The sequence below is a fragment of the Kocuria salsicia genome (genome assembly GCF_007681555.1).
Taxonomy (GTDB): domain Bacteria; phylum Actinomycetota; class Actinomycetes; order Actinomycetales; family Micrococcaceae; genus Kocuria; species Kocuria salsicia.
In genome coordinates this window covers 881161-898909 of sequence record NZ_VELE01000001.1, presented here as the reverse complement: position 1 = coordinate 898909, position 17749 = coordinate 881161, and the positions used below count along the sequence as shown (strand labels likewise).

Here is a 17749-nt window from a genome sequence, read left to right as displayed (position 1 = left end):
TGCACGCTTTGCCCAGGCCCCCGCCGTATGCTCGGCTCCACACGTGGCCGATCCCCGCGTGCCCCCACACCGTGAGGACCTCCATGAGTCTGTCCCTGAACCTTCTGGACGTGCTGCTCGTCCTGGTGCTGATCGCGTACCTGGTGGCGGGTTTCCGCCGGGGGTTCTTCCGCTCCTCCGCCTCCCTGGCCGGGCTGGTGCTCGGCGCCGTGGTGGCGTTCTGGGCGGGTCCCGTGGTGGCCGCCTACGTGAGCGGCGAGTGGCGGATTCCCGCCGTGCTGCTCACGGTGCTCGTGCTCCTGGGCCTCGGCCAGTACCTCGGCTCCACGCTGGGCGGCGCCCTGGCCCGGATCACTGAGAAGACGGGGCTGGGGGTGCTCGACCGGCTGGGCGGGGCGGTGCTCAACGTGGCGGTCGCCGGGATCATCATGACGCTGCTGGGTTCCCTGGTGGGACAGATGGGCCTGCCCGCACTGTCCCAGCAGGTGGCGTCCTCCCAGGTGCTGCGCGGCATCGAACGCCTCACCCCGGAACCGGTGCGCAACGCCATGACCCAGACCCGCAACGCGGTGAGCGGCTCCCAGGGCATCCGTCAGCTGGACGAGCTGCTGTTCCCCACGCAGGCCGTCCCGGACCCGAAGGACACCCCCGACTCGCAGGTGGTGGCGGACGCCGGCCAGTCCGTGGTGCAGGTCTACGGCACCGCGGCGCAGTGCGCCCAGAACCAGACGGGCTCGGGCTTCGTGGCGCAGGACGGCACCGTGGTCACCAACGCCCACGTGGTGGCCGGAGTGGACCAGCCCGTGGTCCAGACAAGGGACGGGCAGGTCTACCGCGCGCAGACGGTGCAGTACGACGCCGCCTCCGACCTCGCGGTGCTGCGCGTCCCCGATCTCCCGGCGACACCGCTGCCCCTGGAGGACTCCGTGGTGCAGGGCGAGACGGTCTCCTTCGCGGGCTACCCGCTGGGCGGTCCGTACACGCTGCGTCCCGCCACCGTGCAGGGCGAGGCGGTGGCCCCGGTGCAGAACGTGACCACCGGCGAGACCCAGACCCGCAGCATCATCCAGTTCGCGGGCAACGTGGAGCAGGGCAACTCCGGTGGGCCGCTGCTCAACGACTCGGGCCACGTCGTGGGTGTGGTGTTCGCCAAGGCTGTTACGGACCAGGTGGGCTACGCCATCCCGGTGGCCCGTGTCACCGAGATCCTGGACGCCGCCGAGCAGTCCACGCAGGCCGTCTCCACGGGTCAGTGCGTGGCCTCCTGAGCCGTGTGCGCCCACGGGGCCGCGCGAGGTGGCCGGCGCGGCGGCAGGACCCGGGCGCCGTCGTCGTCCGCGCGCCGTCGTGGTCCGGAAGAGTCGTCATGCGGGCAGCGCTCTGGCCCGGGGAAGCGCCCCTGCCCCTGAGGGCTCAGCGCAGCCCGAGATGCTGGGCGACCACGTCCACGCCGAACTCGTAGCCCAGGATCCCCGCGCCCGCGATCACCGCGGTGGCCTGCGGGGACACGAAGGACGTGTGGCGGAAGGCCTCGCGCCGGTGCACGTTGGAGATGTGGACCTCCACCACCGGCACCTCGCACATCTCCAGCGCGTCGTGGATTGCCACCGAGTAGTGCGTGAGGGCCGCCGGGTTGATGACAATCCCGCAGGCCTGCGTGCGCGCCTGCTGGATCCACTCCACGATCTGGCCCTCGTAGTTGGACTGCTCGAAGACCACGTCCAGCCCGTAGGTCTGGGCGCGGGCCCGCACGTTCGCCTCCACGTCCGTGAGGGTCGCGTGACCGTAGACCTCGGGCCTGCGGGTGCCCAGGGTGTTGAGGTTGGGGCCGTTGAGGACGTAGACCGGTAGCTCGTTCATGGCCCCATTGAACACGACGCGCGCACGACATCAGCTCGGCGCGGGCCCGACGCGCGTTCCGCCGGGCGCGGGTGGGACGCCACGACGCCGCCGCGGTGCCTCCCGTGCGAGAGGCGCCGCGGCGGCGTCGTGGGTGGTGCCGTACCGTGGCCGCGCCGGTGGCGGACCCGGACGGGGCGCTGGCTACTCGCCCAGGGAGTCCACGATCTGCTGCATGACCGTCTGGTCCGCGAGTGTGGAGACATCCCCCACGGGGCGGTCCTCGGCGACGTCCTTGAGCAGGCGACGCATGATCTTTCCGGAGCGCGTCTTGGGCAGCTCGGGGACGATCAGAACCTTCTTGGGCTTGGCGATCGGGGAAATCTCGGTGCCCACGTGCCCGCGGATCTCCTCCGCCAGCTCGGTCTTGTCCCGGTCCTCGGCGGTGGCCTGGTCCGAGAGGATCACGAACGCGAAGACCGCCTGGCCCGTGGTCTCGTCCTTGGCGCCCACCACGGCCGCCTCCGCGACGGACGGGTGGGAGACCAGCGCGGACTCGATCTCCGGGGTGGAGAGACGGTGGCCGGAGACGTTCATGACGTCGTCCACGCGCCCCAGGATCCAGATGTCCCCGTCCGCGTCCCGCTTGGCGCCGTCGCCGGCGAAGTACTTGTCCCCGAACTGGCCCCAGTAGGTGTTCACGAAGCGCTCGTCGTCGCCCCAGATGGTCCGCAGCATGGACGGCCACGGCTCGCGGACCACCAGGAAGCCGTCCGTCTCGTTGGGCAGGGATGTGCCGGCGTCGTCGACGACGTCCACCGCGATCCCCGGCAGCGGAACCTGCGCGGAGCCCGGCTTGGTCGCGGTCACGCCGGGCAGTGGGGAGATCATCATGGCGCCCGTCTCGGTCTGCCACCACGTGTCCACGATGGGGCACCGGTCCTGGCCGATCACCCGGCGGAACCAGGTCCACGCCTCCGGGTTGATGGCCTCGCCCACGGTGCCCAGCAGGCGCAGCGAGCTGAGGTCCCACTCGGCGGGGATCTCCTCGCCCCACTTCATCATGGTGCGGATGGCCGTGGGGGAGGTGTAGAGGATGCTCACGCCGTACTTCTGCACGATCTCCCAGAAGCGGCCGCGGTGCGGGGAGTCCGGGGTGCCCTCGTAGATCACCTGGGTGGCACCGTTCACGAGCGGCGCGTAGGTGATGTACGTGTGGCCGGTGACCCAGCCGACGTCCGCGGTGCACCAGTAGACGTCCGTCTCCGGCTTGAGGTCGAAGACGTACTTGTGGGTGAACGCCGCCTGGGTGAGGTAGCCGCCGGTGGTGTGCAGGATGCCCTTGGGCTTCCCGGTGGTGCCGGAGGTGTAGAGGATGAACAGCGGGTCCTCGGCGTTCTGCTCCGAGGGGGTGTGCTCCGTGGAGGCCTCTCCCACGACGTCGTGCCACCACACGTCCCGGCCGTCCTGGAACGCGACGTCCTCGCCGTTGCGCTTGACGACCACCACGTGGTTGACGGTTTCCCCGCCCTTCTCCAGTGCGGCGTCCACCGCGGGCTTGAGTGTGGTGGGCTTGCCGCGGCGGTAGGAGCCGTCCGCGGTGACCACGAGCTTCGCCTCGCCGTCCTCGATGCGCGAGCGCAGGGCGTCCGCGGAGAAGCCGCCGAAGACCACCGAGTGGATCGCGCCGATGCGCGCGCACGCGAGCATGGTGATCACGGCCTCCGCGATCATGGGCAGGTACACGGCCACGCGGTCGCCCTTGGAGACGCCGAGGGACTCGAACGCGTTGGCGGCCTTGGAGACCTCGTCCTTGAGCTGCGCGTAGGTGTAGACGGCGCTGTCACCGGGCTCGCCCTCGAAGTACAGGGCCACGCGGTCCCCGTTGCCGGCCTCCACGTGGCGGTCCACCGCGTTGTACGCGGCGTTGAGGGTGCCGTCCTGGAACCACTTGGCGAACGGCGGGTTGGACCAGTCCAGGACCTCCGTGAAGGGGGTGGACCAGGTGAGCAGGTCGCGGGCCTGGTCGGCCCAAAACTCCTGGCCCTTCGCCTCGGCCTCCTCGTAGAGCTCCGCGGTGGCATTGGCCTGCGCCGCGAACTCCTTGCTGGGCGCGAAGGTCTTCGGCTGGGATGCTGCGGGTTCCGGGGTCATGGTGCTCCTTCACTGGGCCGACCCGCACCGCACGCGGCGGTACGTGGTGCAGTTCACATTCTGTGCTCCACCTTAGACGAGGAGCTGCACCCCGCTCCATCGTGTGCGGGCAGGTGTCGTGCGGGCCCGGGCGCACCCGCCCGGGCCCGGCCTCCCGGTTTGACCGGCCACCCCGGGCCCAGCATGATCGAGGGCATGGACACCCCCGCCGCAGCAGCCCACGTGCGCTTCGTGACGCCGCGGCAGGCGGAGCAGGCGGCCGCGCGGCGTCGTCGTGCCGGGACCGAGACAGACCTGTCCAGGACGCGGCGTGCGCGGCGGATCCAGCGCGTGCTCGCGCAGACCTACCCCTACGCCGTCGCTGAGCTCGACTTCGACGACGCCTGGCAGCTGCTCGTGGCCACCGTCCTGTCCGCGCAGACCACCGACATCCGCGTCAACGCCGTGACGCCCGGGCTGTTCGCCGCATATCCCGGCCCGCGGGAACTGGCCGAGGCGCCGGCCGAGGACGTGCAGGAGATGGTGCGCTCGCTCGGCTTCTACCGCTCGAAGGCGCGCTCGATCCAGGCGCTGGCCACGCGCATCGTGGACGAGTACGACGCCGCCGTCCCCGGCACGGTCGAGGACCTCGTGAGCCTGCCCGGCGTGGGGCGCAAGACCGCGAACGTGGTGCTCGGCAACGCGTTCGGGGTCCCGGGGATCACGGTGGACACCCACTTCGGGCGGCTTGCACGCCGCCTCGGGTGGACGGAGAACGAAGACCCCGTCAAGGTCGAGAAGGACGTGGCCGCTCTGTTCCCGTCCGCACTGTGGACCGAACTGTCCCACGAGCTGATCTACCACGGGCGGCGGATCTGCCACTCCCGCAAACCCGCGTGCGGGGTGTGCCCCGTGGCGGACCTGTGCCCCTCCTACGGCGCCGGACCCACGGATCCCGGCGCGGCGCGGAAGCTGCTCGGCTACGAACTGAAACCTGGCCGCGAGGACCTGCTGGCCGGGTTCATGGCGGGACGCACCCGGCGGCAGCTGCGCGCCGAGGGACACACGCTCAGCGCGTGAGAGGACGGACGATGACCACTTCTTCCCCGATCCAGGGCGGGCCCCGCGAGCAGCTGGTGGAGCTCGCGCGGCACGGCGACTCCGTGATCATGCACGACCGCGAACCCTGGCGGATCGGTGAGCTGGACGAGAACTACCGGCACTCCGCGGTGCTCGTGCTCTTCGGCGCACTGGACAGCGTGCCCGCGGAGTACGCGGAGCACTCCGAGGGCCCCGGCCGGGACCTGGACGTGCTGTTCGTGCAGCGTGCCGCCACCCTGCGCGCGCACCCCGGGCAGGTGGCCTTCCCCGGAGGCCGGCTCGACCCGCCGGACGGGCAGATCGGCACGTTCCTGGACGCCCCCGCAGGGCGGGTCAGCGCCCCTCACGTGCGCGCCGCGCTGCGCGAGGCCCACGAGGAGACGGGCCTCGATCCCGAGGGCGTGGACGTGCTCGGTGCGCTGCACCCTGTGCCGCTGCCGGTGAGCAACCACCTGGTCACGCCGGTGATCGGGTGGTGGTGCAAGGAGTCCCCCGTGGACGTGGTGGACCACGCGGAGTCCTCGCTCGTGTTCCGAGTGCCCGTGCTGGACCTCATCAACCCCGCCCACCGGTACTACGCGACCGTCACCCGCGGCGCGTACACCTACAAGTCCCCGGCGTTCGACGTGCACGTTGCTGGGGTGGCCGAGACCGTGACCGTGTGGGGCTTCACGGGGGTCGTCCTGGACCGGATCCTGGACCGGCTCGGGTGGTCCGTGGAGTGGGACCGCTCGGTGAAGCGGCCGGCGCCGGGTGCGGGTCCGGGGGAGTAGAGGGACTCGGCCGACGACGCAGGGGCCGCTCGGCCGTGGCTCCGCGGCTACTTCGCCTCCGCGTAGGACCTGACCACGTTCGTCGCCACCGGGACCTCCACGGGGACCGTTCCGAACACCGTGCGCACCGCCTGCTCCGCGGCGTCGACCACCAGTTCCCGTACCTGTTCCGCGTGCTCCTCGGCGCAGTCGACCATGACCTCGTCGTGCAGGAAGAAGACCAGCCGCGCATCCAGACCCGACCGGTGCAGGCCCTGGCGGATGAGACCGAGCCACGCGAGCGCCCACTCGGCCGCCGAGCCCTGCACCACGAAGTTGCGGGAGAACCTGCCGTGGCTGCGGGCCTCACGGGTGGCACGGTGCTCGCCAGCCTCGGTGTCGGTCGCGCGCTGGACCTCGAACCACTCCGGCCCCGGCGCGGGGGACCAGCGGCCCAGGTACGTGCAGACCTGCTGACCGCGTTCGCCCACCCGGGCGGCGTGCTCCACGTAGCCCACCGCTCGCGGGAACAACCTCGTCAGCTGGGGCATGAAGCGCCCCGCCGCGCCCGACGTCGCCCCGTACATCGCACCGAGCAGCGCGACCTTCGCGTCCGCGCGCTCCGTCAGTTCCGTGCGGCGTGCCTGGCCCTGCTCGGCGATGGACGCGTAGAGGTCGCGGCCGCGCGAGGCCTCGGCCAGGGCGTCGTCGCGCGCGAGGATCGCGAGCACGCGCGGTTCCAACTGGGCGGCGTCCGCGACGACGAGCGCGCGTCCCGGCTCGGCCCGCACGGCGTCGCGAATGTACTTGGGGATCTGCAGCGCACCACCACCGCGGGCGGCCCACCTCCCGGTGACGACGCCGCCCACCACGTACTCGGGGTGGAACCGGCCGTCCTGCACCCAGGTCACCAGCCAGTGCCAGCCCGTGGCGGAGAAGACGCGCGAGAGCTTCTTGTACTCCAGCACGGGCGCCACCACGGCCACACGCTGCTCCTGCGGCTGGCCGTTGACGAGCGTCCAGTCCTGGAGCTTCCACGCGCGGGTGGTGTCCACGTCCACCCCGGCGTTGCGCAGGGCCTTGAGCAGCTCCACGGGGGAGTCGGGGTTCAGGGTGGGCGCGGCGAGCACCTCGCGCACCCGCTCTGCGAGTTCCTGCATGCGGGCGGGGCGTTCCTCACCCCTGGGCTCCGGACCCAGCAGGTCCTCGAGGATCGCGCGGTGGACCTCCGTGTTCCACGGGATGCCGCGGTGGCGCATCTCCTCGGCGACCAGCGCGCCCTGGGACTCCAGGCCGAGCAGGCGCCCCAGCCTCGCGGGATTGCGCGCACTCGCGCAGGCCTTCGTCTGTGCCGCAAGCTCCGCGGTCAGTTCGTCGATGCCCGGGCCGGTCTCGGAGGCAACGGCGAACAGCGAGCCCTGATTCGCGGCCACCGGTGCCCGCGGGCCCGGGGCGTGGCGGGCGGCCGGGGGGTCGACGACGGGCCGGTAGTCGAGCGGGTGCGGCACGTTCGCCTCGGAGCCGACCGCGGTCCCGGTGCCTTGATATGTCCCTCCAGCCCGCGGATTCTGGGTCTGAGGGGGTGTTCCAGACGTCGGGTTGCCCGCCGGTGCGGTCGCAGGCGGGGCACCCGAGCCGGGAGCCGTGGACGCGGTCGTCAGGATGGTCGAGCACAGCCCGAGGTCCCGGCAGCGGCTCACCCACACGCCCGCCGTGTTCAACAGGGCAACGGGGACGGAGGTGTCCAGCCACGTCCACACCGGTGGCGCCACACCGGCCCGGTGAGCGGCCTCCTCACGCTGGGCGACGAGACGGGGAAACTCGGCGTCCGTGACCGTGAGGTCGTCCCCCGCGCGCTCGCCGTCCGCGGAGACCACCCGCAGGACCCAGGTCCCGGGCTCGGCGGCGGCCACCACAATGTGCATGGGCCTCATTATGCGGTGGGTGTCCGACGCCGTGCCGGAGGCGTCACCCCGCCGCGAGCACGTCCCCGGGAGCGGGTGTGCTTGCGCGCCAGCCGCGCGCGGGTCTCCTCGTCCAGCAGGGCGGTTCGGGCGGGGTCGGTGCTGTCGTCCCGATCCGCCTGTTCCACGGCACGCGCCAGGGGATGAGCGGCCACACGCCGGTAGTAGACGTCTCTCCCCCCTGCCGCCGGGTCATGGCGTCCGCCCCGGTCACGATCTCCTCGGGGAAGTCCTCGCGGAGATCGTCGAGTGTGACCCCAGTGTCCTCCACGACGTCGTGCCGCCACCCCACCACCTCTGCGGCCTCCTCCTGACCTGCCGGGGCGAAGTGGCGTGCCCGGTCCGCCACGCGGGCCGGAGCACCGCGGCGTCGTCGGCAGGGGTCGGACGGCGGTGGGAGACTCGGTGCATGACGAGCGAGCCGAACGACGAGCAGGACGTCCCCTGGGCCATGCAGCTGGTGGTGCACCGGGACCGCGCGAACCCGGCGCGGGAGGTGGACGTGGCGGAGGCGGCCGCGCGCGCCGTCGTGACCCTGCTGGCGGACGAACGCAGCGTTCCCGGCGGGCCGTGGCACGAGGCCGTGCGGACGTGGCGGGACGTGCAGATCCGCAAACTCGTGCGGCGCGCGGATGGCAAACGGTGGGACGACGTCCAGCAGCTGCCCGGCGTGACCGTGCGGCAGGAGGGGGCGGGGGACCACGGGGACGCGATCGTGCGGGCGTTCGTGCCGGCGCCGGTGCAGCCGCTGCCGAAGGCCCTCCACAAGCTCCAGGTCTCGGGGACGAACTTCCCGGAGGACGGCGATTCGGCGTCGTCGGGCGCCGTGGTGACTGTGGAGGTGGCGCCCGGGCTCGGCATCTCGACCGGGAAGCTGGCCGCGCAGTGCGGGCACGCCGCGCAACTCGCCTGGGAGGTTCTGCCCGGGGACGTGCGCGAGCGGTGGGCGGCCGACGGCTACCGGGTGCGCGTGGTGTTCCCGTCGCGGGTGCAGTGGGATGCCGCGCGGCGACCGGTCACCGTCACGGACGCCGGACTGACCGAACTGGACGGGCCCACGGACACGACCCGGGCGTGGTGGTGACGGTCCTTCCCCGTGGCCGTGGCGGGGGACGACGACGCTCGGTCACCTCGCGCTGCTACGCGTCTTCGCGAGCAGAGACGGCCTGGGGCGGGGGTTTCATGCACCGCACGGGGGAACGCGTAGAGGTTCTTCTCGCGGCGACCCCAGCTGGTGATGTCCAGGGGAAACGCAGGGCGGCAGGCGGCAGTCGCCTCGGACTCGGTGGTCGGCACCGGTTCCACGGAGAAGCGGATGCGCTCACCCCAGGAGGAGGAAGAGATGCCGGTGGTGATGCTTCCTCCCTCCGCGGTGTTCGTCCGAAGTCCCAGCTCGGGGTCGTGGAGACACACGTCGTCGATCACCCGGGGGACATCAACTGCGGGACGCTTGACGACGGTGCTTCACCGACGCTTGGCGCCGTCGACCGTCGTCCCCATCCCCTTCTCCTGCCGGTTCTTCGCCCGCTGTGCAACGACGGCTGCGGCTGCGGCTGCGGTGGCGGTGGTGACCACGACCACCACCAGGGCGACCTGGAGCAACCACCATCCCAGTGCTTTCACAACCGATGACCTGTTCACAGGTTTGATGTCCATCAATCCATGGGTGGGAATCATGGCTGTGGCCACAATGGCCGATCGGCCGGAGTTGGGCTGAGCCGCGCCGGGCGCACTCCTGTTCCGGTCTTCTGAACGGGGCTCGTCCTGGCCAGTTCACCGGCCACACCACCGCAGCCCGACACCCGCGGCGGGCATCCTCCACAGGCCGTCGCACCGTCGCGGCGATGGCCTGGGCCTCCACAATCGGAGGGCCTCCGGGCCATGTGACGGCCCACCCCGACCACCGTGGGGGCATGACCAACGCACCCCTTACAGGCCCCGGCACCCGGACCCGTCGGTCCCACCGTGCGGACACGTCAGCGCCCGTGCCGCCCGCCGCTGCGGGGGGCGGGGAGCTTTCCGTTTCTTCGCCGATCGCGGCGCGCAGTTCCCCGCAGCAGAGCCGGGTCGGGACCCCGTCGCACCGATCACAGCCCACCGGGCCCGAGGCTGCGGACCACCGCCCCGCCGTTCCCCGCGCCATGGCGGGAGCCGCACGCGGGGTGCATCTTCTCAGCACCTGCCCGCAGCTTGTGGAAGCCGTCGAGGCGGTGTGCATCGGGGTGGGTGTGCCGCTCTCGGTGACGTCGGGTGCCCAGCGGACGCGGGCGACGTCGTCGGAGCTGCTTCTCGTGGACGCCGCTCTGGGCGGTGACGAGGTGCCCCGCGGTGCCGTGATCGTGGCGCTCGCCGAGCAGGGCGACGCGTGGGACGCCGCCGCTCGCCGTGGTGCCTCGGCCGTGGTGGTGCTGCCCCACGCGGCGGCGTGGCTCGCCGAACTGATCTCCCGCTCGACCGCGCCCGAGGGGCCGATCGCGCTCGGGCGCGTGTACGGCGTCGCCGGCGCCACCGGGGGAGCGGGTGCCACCACCCTCGCGTGCTGGCTCGCCGGGCACTTCGCCGGGGACGGGACGCGGACCGCACTGGTGGACGGCGATCCCCTCGGCGCGGGTCTGGACCTCGCCCTCGGAGAGGAGACCGCCGACGGGCTGCGGTGGCCGGAGCTGAACCATTTCTCCGGCGCCGTCGCCGCGGATCAGCTGTGGGCGGCCATGCCGCGGGTGGACTCCCTGCGCTACCTCTCGTGGGACCGCCGGGCCACCCACACGGACACGGTTCCCGCAACCACGGTGGTTGCCGCGCTGCGGGGCGCCGCCGACGTGCAGGTCGTGGACCTCTCACGCACAGAACTGGAGGAGCAGGCACGGTGGTGCGACGCCGTCGTGGTCGTGACGCCCCGCACCGTCCGTGGCGCGCTCGCCGCGGACCACACCGTGAGACGCTGCGGGCCGGTTCCCGTCGTGACCGCCTTGGCGGGGCTCAACGTGGCGGACCTGGAGGCCCGCGTGCTCGCCGAGACCACGGGGGTCCCGTGCGCGGCCACGATCGGCTTCGATCCCCGGGTGCCGCAGCACCTCGACGACGGCACCGTCCTGCGCCGCGGCCGTCGTCCCCGCCACGCAAGAGCGGTGGCAAGCATCGCGCAGGCCCTGGGAGACCTGTCGTGAACGCCGCCGGCACTCGGGGCGGTGCCGCCGAGCTCGACGACGCCTTCGTCGCCCAGGTCCGCGAACGCCTCCTTGCAGAAGGCGGTGCGATCACGGACACCCGGATCGCCCGGGCTGTTCGGGAGACCGGCCGCGTGCTCGGAGCCGTGGGATCGGTGCGGGCCGCCCTGCACGTGAAGGCCCAGCTGACCGGTCTCGGCCCCCTGGAACCGCTGCTGCCCACCACGGGTCTGAGTGACGTCTACGTCAACGGCCACGAGAATGTCTTCATCGAGACCCTGGACGGGATCCGCCGGGTGGACAGTCCGTTCACGTCCGAGGCCGAGGTGCGGGCGCTCGCGGTGCGGCTCGTGACGGCCGCGGGTCGGCGGCTGGACGACGGCCACCCGTGCGTGGACGTCCAGACCGCCACCGGGCTGCGCGTCCACGCCGTGATTCCGCCGGTCTCCACCTCTGGGACCCTGCTGTCCATCAGGTTCCGGTCCCCGCAACGGCTCTCGCTCGCGGACCTGGTCGCCTCCGGGACGGTGCACCCGTTCCTCGCGGACGTCCTCACCGATGCCATGGCCGCGCGGGCCAACCTCATGATCAGCGGCGCGACCGGCTCCGGGAAGACCACTGTGCTCTCCGCCCTGCTCTCCCGCTGCCCGCCCGAGCAGCGGCTCGTGCTGGTGGAGGACGCCGCCGAGCTGGACCCGCACCATCCGCACGTGGTGGGTCTGCAGTCCCGCCAGGAGAACGTGGAGGGCGCGGGTTCTGTGGACCTCACGGAACTCGTGCGCCAGGCCCTGCGGATGCGCCCGGACTGGCTCGTGGTCGGAGAGTGCCGCGGCGCCGAGGTCCGGGACCTGCTGAGCGCCCTGAACACCGGTCACAGCGGTGCCGGGACGGTGCACGCGAACTCCGCCCGGGCCGTTCCCGCGCGCCTCGCCGCCCTCGGCTCCCTGGCTGGTCTCGACCGCGCTGCCGTGGACCTGCAGGCTGCCAGCGCACTGGACCTCGTGGCGCACGTCAGCCGCACTGCGGCCGGGCGGCGGTTGGACTCGGTGTGCACGCTGGCCCTCGACGACGGCGTGCTGATCACCCTGCCCGCCCTCACCGCGGAGCACGGGCAGCCGGTCAAGGGCCCCGGGTGGAACCGGCTCACCACGCTGCTGGCCCGAGGACGGGAGACGTCATGACCCTCGCCGTCCTCACGGGGATCCTCTTCCTCGCCGCGGCACTCGTCCTGACCGGTGCCCCGGGCTCCCGACGCCGCGTGCGCGCCCTCGCGGGTGGTCTCCGGATGCCTTGGGACGCGGCCGAGCAGCCGTCCCCGCTTGCCCGGTGGCGCCGCCGGGACCGCGCAGGCGAAGCCATGCAGTGGGTTACCGCGGTGCGCCGTCTGGCGGCCCTGCTGCAGGCCGGCCGCTCGCCCTCCTCGGTGTTCGGGGAACTCGTGACGACCTCCCCGACGGCTGATCCCACGGGCCGTTGGATTGCGCGCCTGTGCCGCGACGTGCACGCCGCCGCCCGCGTGGGCGTTCCCGTCTCCACGGGCCTCGCCAGGTTCTCACACGGCTCCGTTCCCGTGGGGGACCGCCAGCTCGCCGGGACCGCCCGCTCGGTGTGCGCTCAGCTCACGGCCTGCTGGGAGATCTCGGAACGCTCCGGGGCTCCCCTGGGACAGACCCTCGGGGGAGTCGCCCGTTCCCTCGAGTCCCAGCTCGACGCCCAAGCCGCCCGGGACAGCGCCCTCGCCGGTCCCCGCGTCACGGTGCGAACCCTCTCGTGGCTGCCGGTTCTCGCGCTGGGTCTCGGGATGCTCATGGGCACCGACCCGGCGAGCACGCTGCTGACCACCACGTGGGGCAGGCTCGCGCTCGCTGCCGGGGCCGCCCTGAGCATCGCGGGGCGGCTGTGGACACGCGCCCTGCTGCACCGTGCCGAGTCGGTGACGGGAGCGTGATCGCCGCGCTGCTCGCCGGTGCCCTGGGCGCGTGCGGGATGCTGCTGTGGCTCTCTCCCGGGACACGGGTGCCGGGCCTCCGGGCGCGACGCCGCCCGGGTGGGTTCCTGCCGGTGCCGCGTGGTACTCGTCTCGTCGGCTCCACGGAGAGAACTGTCCTGGCAGGAGCACAGCGCTCGGCCCAGAGGTCTCACGGGCTGGCCGCGACCCCTGGGCAGAGACCGGAAACCGGTCACGGAAGTGCGTCCTCGCTCGGTGGGGTCACACCCGGAAACACCGGATCGGAATCTTCCCCGAGCGAGGCGCCTGCGCTGCCCGCCGCAGCCCTCGTGGAACTCACCGCCTGTCAGCTGGACGCTGGGTTGCCGCTCTCGGAGGCCGTCGGCATCCTCTCCGAGGGCTGCGCTGGCACCGCCCATCCGGGGCTCGCCCGGGTCACGGCCGCCCTGCGTCTTGGCCTGCCCTGGGACAAGGCCTGGCCCGCGGACCGCGAACTCTCCCGGGACCTGCGTGACTTCCGGGACGCGCTGGAGTTCACGGCGTCGTCGGCCACGGCGTCCGCGTCCGTGCTGAGGGGGCAGGCCGAACTCGTGCGACGTGCCCAGTACCGCCGTGCCGAGCGGGCGGCCGAAGCGCTCGCCGTGAAGCTCGTCCTGCCGCTGGGCCTGTGCTTCCTGCCCGCGTTCATGTGCTGGGGCGTGGTCCCCGTGCTCATGAGCCTGCTGCCCCGGGTGTTCGAGTCATGACCCGCCCGCGGAGGCACCCGACCGGGCTGGGGCGCGCCCCGCCCGGGTGGCAGCCCAGCTCGCGGTCCTGTCCGCGGCCCGCCCCGTCGCACGTCCCGCACCAACCACACACACCTCACCACGCTAGGAGAACCACCATGTCAACGCTCACCCTTCCCGCCGTCCGCACCGGCCGTCCCGTTCCCGCCGCTGGGACCGAGATCCCGATGGAGACCATCGACCTGCGGCTGCTCGACGCGGTCACGGAGACCGAGGCGTACACCGTCACCGCGCTCGCGGGACCCGCCACTGCCTCTGTCCCCGTACGCGGTGGAGCACCCGGCCCCGCGTGCGGCCCCGCATCCGGCGGCACCGCACTGGTGCGGGTACCGCAGGCCCTGTCCTGCGACGACCCGGACCTGGGCGCATCGACCGCGGAGTACGCGGTCATCGTGCTGGCTGCCGCGGCGTTCGGCGGGGTCATGGCTGCCGTGCTGTCCTCGGACTCCGTCTCTGGACTGCTGCTCGGCATCATCCAGAAGGCGCTCTCGTTCTGAGCCCGACGACGTCGTTGCCCGGGCATCCGTCGCGCGGTCCCCACCCACGGATGGCGGGCCGCGCGACGGTTCAGGGAAGCCGTTCACCTGGTGGCTGCTCCGTCAGTGCAGGGGCAGGACCGCCGTTCCACGGAAGGAAGACCATGGACCATCCACCACCGGCGCGACGGGGCAACCCGGCGGGTGACGCGGACCGCGCGTCCGGAGGCCGCCTCGGCCACCGCGGCAAGCCCGATCCGTCTCACGGCTCCGACCGCACCTTCGGCCGCGGCCCGGACCGCGGGGCGGTGACGGTGGAGACCGCCGTCATCATGCCCGCGCTGATCCTCCTGCTCGCCGTTCTGCTCGCCGCGGCAGCCGCCGGCACCACGACCGTCCGCTTCGAGGAGGCGGCCCGAGCGTCAGCCCGGGCCGCCGCGCGCGGCGAGGACACCGCCGCAGTGGAGGGCGCGGCGCGCAGCGTTGCCGGGAACGACGCCGCGGTGCAGGTCTTCGCGGGCGGGAACCGGGTCACGGTGTCCGTGAGTGGACCCGCCCCGGGTGTCCTGGGGCAGTGGAGCTCCTGGCGGTTGCACGCGGAGGCGACGGCCGCCGTCGAGAACCACGGGGGCGACAGTGCCGGGCCGTGAGGACGGTGCTGCGGGGGCCGGGCAGCCACTCCTGGCTCGGGGAGGCCAGTGCGGCGCCTGCGACGGCGGAGGTCCGCACGGCTGGCACCGCGAAGCATGCGGGCCGCGGCCGGGCGATCCCGACGCGGGATCCGGCACCGTTCACGGCACGACCATGGCGGGGGCGCTGTGCTTCCTGCTCATCGCCCTGCTGCTCGTCGCACAGGCGGGGATCCTCACCCACCGCGCGGCGAAGGCGGCGGACCTCTCGGCGCTCGCCGCGGCGGACGTCGCCAGGGGCCTGAGCTCCGGCATCCCGTGCGACGTCGCCGCGCGGGTGGCGGAGGAGAACGGCGCCCAGCTCGCGGACTGTTCGGTGGTGGCACCGGAGAACACCTCGGTGGACGTCACCGCGACCATCGAGCTGCCGCAGCCGATCACGGGTCTGGGACCGGCCACGGGAGTCTCCCGCGCGGGACCGCCGGCGGGCGAGCCGTGACGGCGTCGTCAGTCCGCCGGGCCCTCGCGGGGCGGCTCTTCGGTGGGCGCGAAGCGCAGCACCCCGTTGAGCAGCTTCAGCGCCCCGGCCTTGTCCAGCGGGTTGTTGCGGTTGCCGCACTTGGGCGACTGCACGCAGGAGGGGCACCCGGACTCGCACTCGCACTGGGCGACCGCGTCCCGGGTGGCGGTGATCCAGCGCCGGAACATGTCGTAACCTCGCTCGGCGAAGCCTGCACCGCCGGGGTGGCCGTCGTGCACGAAGATCGTGGGCAGCTCGGTGTCCACGTGCAGCGCCGTGGAGAGTCCCCCCACGTCCCAGCGGTCGCACGAGGCGAGCAGCGGAAGGAGCCCGATCATCGCGTGCTCAGCGGCGTGCAGCGCCCCGGGGATCTCTGGCTCCTCGATGCCCATCGAGGCCAGCTGGGCGCCGGAGACCGTGAACCACGTGGCCACGGTGGACAGCTGCCGCGGAGGGAGCTCGAGCGGCTCCTCCCCGGCCACCTCGTTGGAGGCGGTGAGCTTGCGCTGGTAGCTGACCACCTGCGTCGTCACGTCCACCTCTCCTCGGTGGATGGTCACAGGACCCCAGGACACCGTGTCCGCCACGGAGCGCACGCGCACCTCGGTGACGTCGCGGGCCACCGTGTAGAAGTCCGGGAACGCGCGCCGCACTGCGGCCACGTTCAGCTCCTCGTCCAGCTCGTCCACCAGGTACGTGCGGCCCTGGTGCACGTACACCGCGCCGGGGTGCGCCTGGTAGTGCGACTGTGGAGCACCCATGGTCCCCAGCACGGATCCGGTGTCCGTGTCGATGATCTGCACGGGCCCGCCGTCCCCGGAGCGGATGGAGACCATTGCGGCAGGCTGCTCGGAGCGGGTCCAGAACCAGCCGGAGGGCCGACGTCGCAGGTGACCGGCGTTCGTGAGGGAGTCCACGACGTCGTGCGCCGTGGGGCCGAAGCGCGCCAGCTCGTCCGGGCGCAGCGGGAGTTCGGCGGCCGCCGCGCACAGGTGGGGGGCGAGCACGTAGGGGTTGGACGCCTCGAAGACCGTGGCCTCCACCGGGACGTCGAAGATCGCCTCCGGGTGGTTGACCAGGTAGCCGTCCAGGGGGTCGTCCGCCGCGATCAGCGCCGCGAGCGCGCGCTGTCCGGAGCGCCCGGCGCGACCGATCTGCTGCAGGAAGGAGGCCCGGGTGCCGGGCCACCCGGCGACCAGCACGGCGTCGAGCCCCGCGATGTCGATGCCGAGCTCCAGTGCGGAGGTGCTCGCCACGGCGAGCAGGCGTCCGTCCCGCAGCTGCTGCTCGAGCTCCCGGCGCTCCTCCGGCAGGAACCCCGAGCGGTAGGCCGCCACGCGGTGACCGAGGGAGGCGTCCACCTCCTCGAGCTGCCGGCGGGCGTTCTGGGCAATGGTCTCCGCACCGCGGCGGGAGCGGGTGAACGCAATGGTGCGGATCTGGCGCAGCACCAGGTCGGTGAGCATGTCCGAGGCCTCGGCGGTGACCGTGCGACGCCGCGGGGCGCCGTTGTCCGAGCCGCCGGGGGACTGCTCCGGCTCCCACAGCACCACGGTGCGGGAACCGCGCGGGGAGGTGTCCTGCTCCACCGCGGTGACGTCCGCGGGATCCGCGCCGATGAGCTTGGCGAAGGACTCCTGCGGGGAGGCGCTGGTGGCGGAGGCCCCGATGAAAGTCGGAGAAGCACCGAAGTGCGCGGCGATCCTCGTGAGGCGGCGCAGCAGGACCGCCACGTGGGAGCCGAAGACCCCGCGGTAGGAGTGTGCCTCGTCCACGATCACGTACCGCAGCCGGCGGAAGAACCGGGACCAGCCCGCGTGGTGCGGCAGGATCGCGTGATGCAGCATGTCCGGGTTGCACAGGATCACGTCCGCATGCTCACGGATCCAGCGCCGCTCGGAGGGGTCGGTGTCCCCGTCGTAGGTGGCGGTGCGCACGTCCTCGAAACGCAGCGAGCGCAGGGAGGAGAGCTGGTCCGCCGCGAGCGCCTTGGTGGGGGAGATGTACAGCGCGGTGGCCTCGTCCGGGTGGTGCAGCATCCCGGGGCGCTGGGCCACGGCCAGTTTCCCGCGGTGGACGGCGTCGAGCACGAGCGACTGGTAGACCAGCGATTTGCCGGAGGCCGTTCCCGTGGCCACGATCGCGTGGCGGGGTGCGTCCAGCGCGGCTACCTGGTGCGCGTAGGGCTCGTGGATGCCAAGCCGTTCGTAGGCGGCGACGACGTCCGGGTGCAGCCATGCGGGCCACGGCGCGTGGGTGGCCTGCCGCTCCGGAATCTCGCGCACGTGGCGCACCTGCTCGGGGCGCGGACCGCGGCCGAGCAGGTCCACCATCTCCTGCGACGTCGTCATCCCCTCATTGTCCCCCAGCGCACCTGCCGGATCCGCGCCTCCCGCGCCCGCAGCGCCCTCGTCCGCGGCGGGCGAAGAGCGGAA

Annotated in this window: 16 protein-coding genes; 11 read left to right on the top strand and 5 right to left on the bottom strand. The window is 72.7% G+C overall.

Annotated features, from left to right (window positions below):
* The first annotated feature begins 83 nt into the window (after nucleotides 1-83).
* Entirely contained in the window at nucleotides 84-1268 is a 1185-nt protein-coding gene (locus FS770_RS04055; RefSeq protein WP_145010051.1) for a MarP family serine protease, read from the top strand.
* Nucleotides 1269-1413: 145 nt separating this feature from the next.
* Here FS770_RS04055 and aroQ read toward each other — a convergent pair whose 3' ends face one another.
* The gene (gene aroQ / locus FS770_RS04050; protein ID WP_055082321.1) at nucleotides 1414-1860 is read right to left on the bottom strand and encodes a type II 3-dehydroquinate dehydratase; all 447 of its coding nucleotides are present in this window, start codon (nucleotides 1858-1860) and stop codon (nucleotides 1414-1416) included.
* Nucleotides 1861-2043: 183 nt separating this feature from the next.
* Nucleotides 2044-3993 carry an acetate--CoA ligase gene (gene acs / locus FS770_RS04045; RefSeq protein WP_145010048.1) on the bottom strand — a complete coding sequence of 650 codons (1950 nt, stop codon included), beginning with the start codon at nucleotides 3991-3993 and terminating at the stop codon, nucleotides 2044-2046.
* 195 nt (nucleotides 3994-4188) lie between these two features.
* Here acs and nth point away from each other — a divergent pair, with 195 nt between their 5' ends.
* Both nth and FS770_RS04035 read left to right on the top strand, forming a co-directional pair.
* Nucleotides 4189-5052: an endonuclease III gene (gene nth, locus FS770_RS04040; protein ID WP_186366679.1), complete on the top strand. Its 864-nt coding sequence runs from the start codon at nucleotides 4189-4191 to the stop codon at nucleotides 5050-5052.
* An 11-nt stretch (nucleotides 5053-5063) separates the two neighbouring features.
* Entirely contained in the window at nucleotides 5064-5846 is a 783-nt protein-coding gene (locus tag FS770_RS04035; protein WP_144940873.1) for an NUDIX hydrolase, read from the top strand.
* A 47-nt stretch (nucleotides 5847-5893) separates the two neighbouring features.
* Here FS770_RS04035 and FS770_RS04030 read toward each other — a convergent pair whose 3' ends face one another.
* Nucleotides 5894-7750, bottom strand: coding sequence for a bifunctional 3'-5' exonuclease/DNA polymerase (locus FS770_RS04030; RefSeq protein ID WP_145010045.1), 1857 nt, complete (start codon nucleotides 7748-7750; stop codon nucleotides 5894-5896).
* Between the two features lie 448 nt (nucleotides 7751-8198).
* Here FS770_RS04030 and FS770_RS04020 point away from each other — a divergent pair, with 448 nt between their 5' ends.
* On the top strand, nucleotides 8199-8873 hold the full coding sequence (locus FS770_RS04020) for an aminoacyl-tRNA hydrolase (protein WP_145010042.1): 675 nt from the start codon (nucleotides 8199-8201) through the stop codon (nucleotides 8871-8873).
* 380 nt (nucleotides 8874-9253) lie between these two features.
* On the opposite strand, the gene FS770_RS04015 is transcribed toward FS770_RS04020, so the two are convergent.
* Nucleotides 9254-9445 (bottom strand): hypothetical protein, encoded by a 192-nt coding sequence (locus FS770_RS04015; protein ID WP_145010039.1) that lies wholly within the window; start codon nucleotides 9443-9445, stop codon nucleotides 9254-9256.
* 506 nt (nucleotides 9446-9951) lie between these two features.
* Here FS770_RS04015 and ssd point away from each other — a divergent pair.
* The 7 genes from ssd to FS770_RS14245 all read left to right on the top strand — a co-directional run bounded on the left by ssd (nucleotide 9952) and on the right by FS770_RS14245 (nucleotide 15293).
* Nucleotides 9952-10956 carry a septum site-determining protein Ssd gene (gene ssd / locus FS770_RS04010; RefSeq protein WP_244944729.1) on the top strand — a complete coding sequence of 335 codons (1005 nt, stop codon included), beginning with the start codon at nucleotides 9952-9954 and terminating at the stop codon, nucleotides 10954-10956.
* The gene (locus FS770_RS04005; protein ID WP_144940864.1) at nucleotides 10953-12137 is read left to right on the top strand and encodes a TadA family conjugal transfer-associated ATPase; all 1185 of its coding nucleotides are present in this window, start codon (nucleotides 10953-10955) and stop codon (nucleotides 12135-12137) included. The genes ssd and FS770_RS04005 overlap by 4 nt, the downstream gene beginning before the upstream one ends.
* Nucleotides 12134-12904, top strand: a complete 771-nt coding sequence (locus FS770_RS04000; protein WP_145010036.1) for a type II secretion system F family protein — start codon at nucleotides 12134-12136, stop codon at nucleotides 12902-12904. Before FS770_RS04005 ends, FS770_RS04000 begins: the two co-directional genes overlap by 4 nt.
* A gap of 329 nt (nucleotides 12905-13233) precedes the next feature.
* Nucleotides 13234-13650 (top strand): type II secretion system F family protein, encoded by a 417-nt coding sequence (locus FS770_RS13995; RefSeq protein ID WP_244944728.1) that lies wholly within the window; start codon nucleotides 13234-13236, stop codon nucleotides 13648-13650.
* Nucleotides 13651-13787: 137 nt separating this feature from the next.
* Entirely contained in the window at nucleotides 13788-14186 is a 399-nt protein-coding gene (locus FS770_RS13990; RefSeq protein ID WP_244944727.1) for a DUF4244 domain-containing protein, read from the top strand.
* A gap of 143 nt (nucleotides 14187-14329) precedes the next feature.
* Nucleotides 14330-14815 (top strand): TadE family type IV pilus minor pilin, encoded by a 486-nt coding sequence (locus tag FS770_RS03985; RefSeq protein WP_244944726.1) that lies wholly within the window; start codon nucleotides 14330-14332, stop codon nucleotides 14813-14815.
* Nucleotides 14712-15293, top strand: a complete 582-nt coding sequence (locus FS770_RS14245) for an Rv3654c family TadE-like protein (protein ID WP_313960141.1) — start codon at nucleotides 14712-14714, stop codon at nucleotides 15291-15293. Before FS770_RS03985 ends, FS770_RS14245 begins: the two co-directional genes overlap by 104 nt.
* Nucleotides 15294-15301: 8 nt before the next feature.
* Here the strand turns inward: FS770_RS14245 and FS770_RS03975 are convergent, their stop codons facing one another.
* On the bottom strand, nucleotides 15302-17665 hold the full coding sequence (locus FS770_RS03975; protein WP_145010033.1) for a DEAD/DEAH box helicase: 2364 nt from the start codon (nucleotides 17663-17665) through the stop codon (nucleotides 15302-15304).
* Nucleotides 17666-17749: the final 84 nt, after the last annotated feature.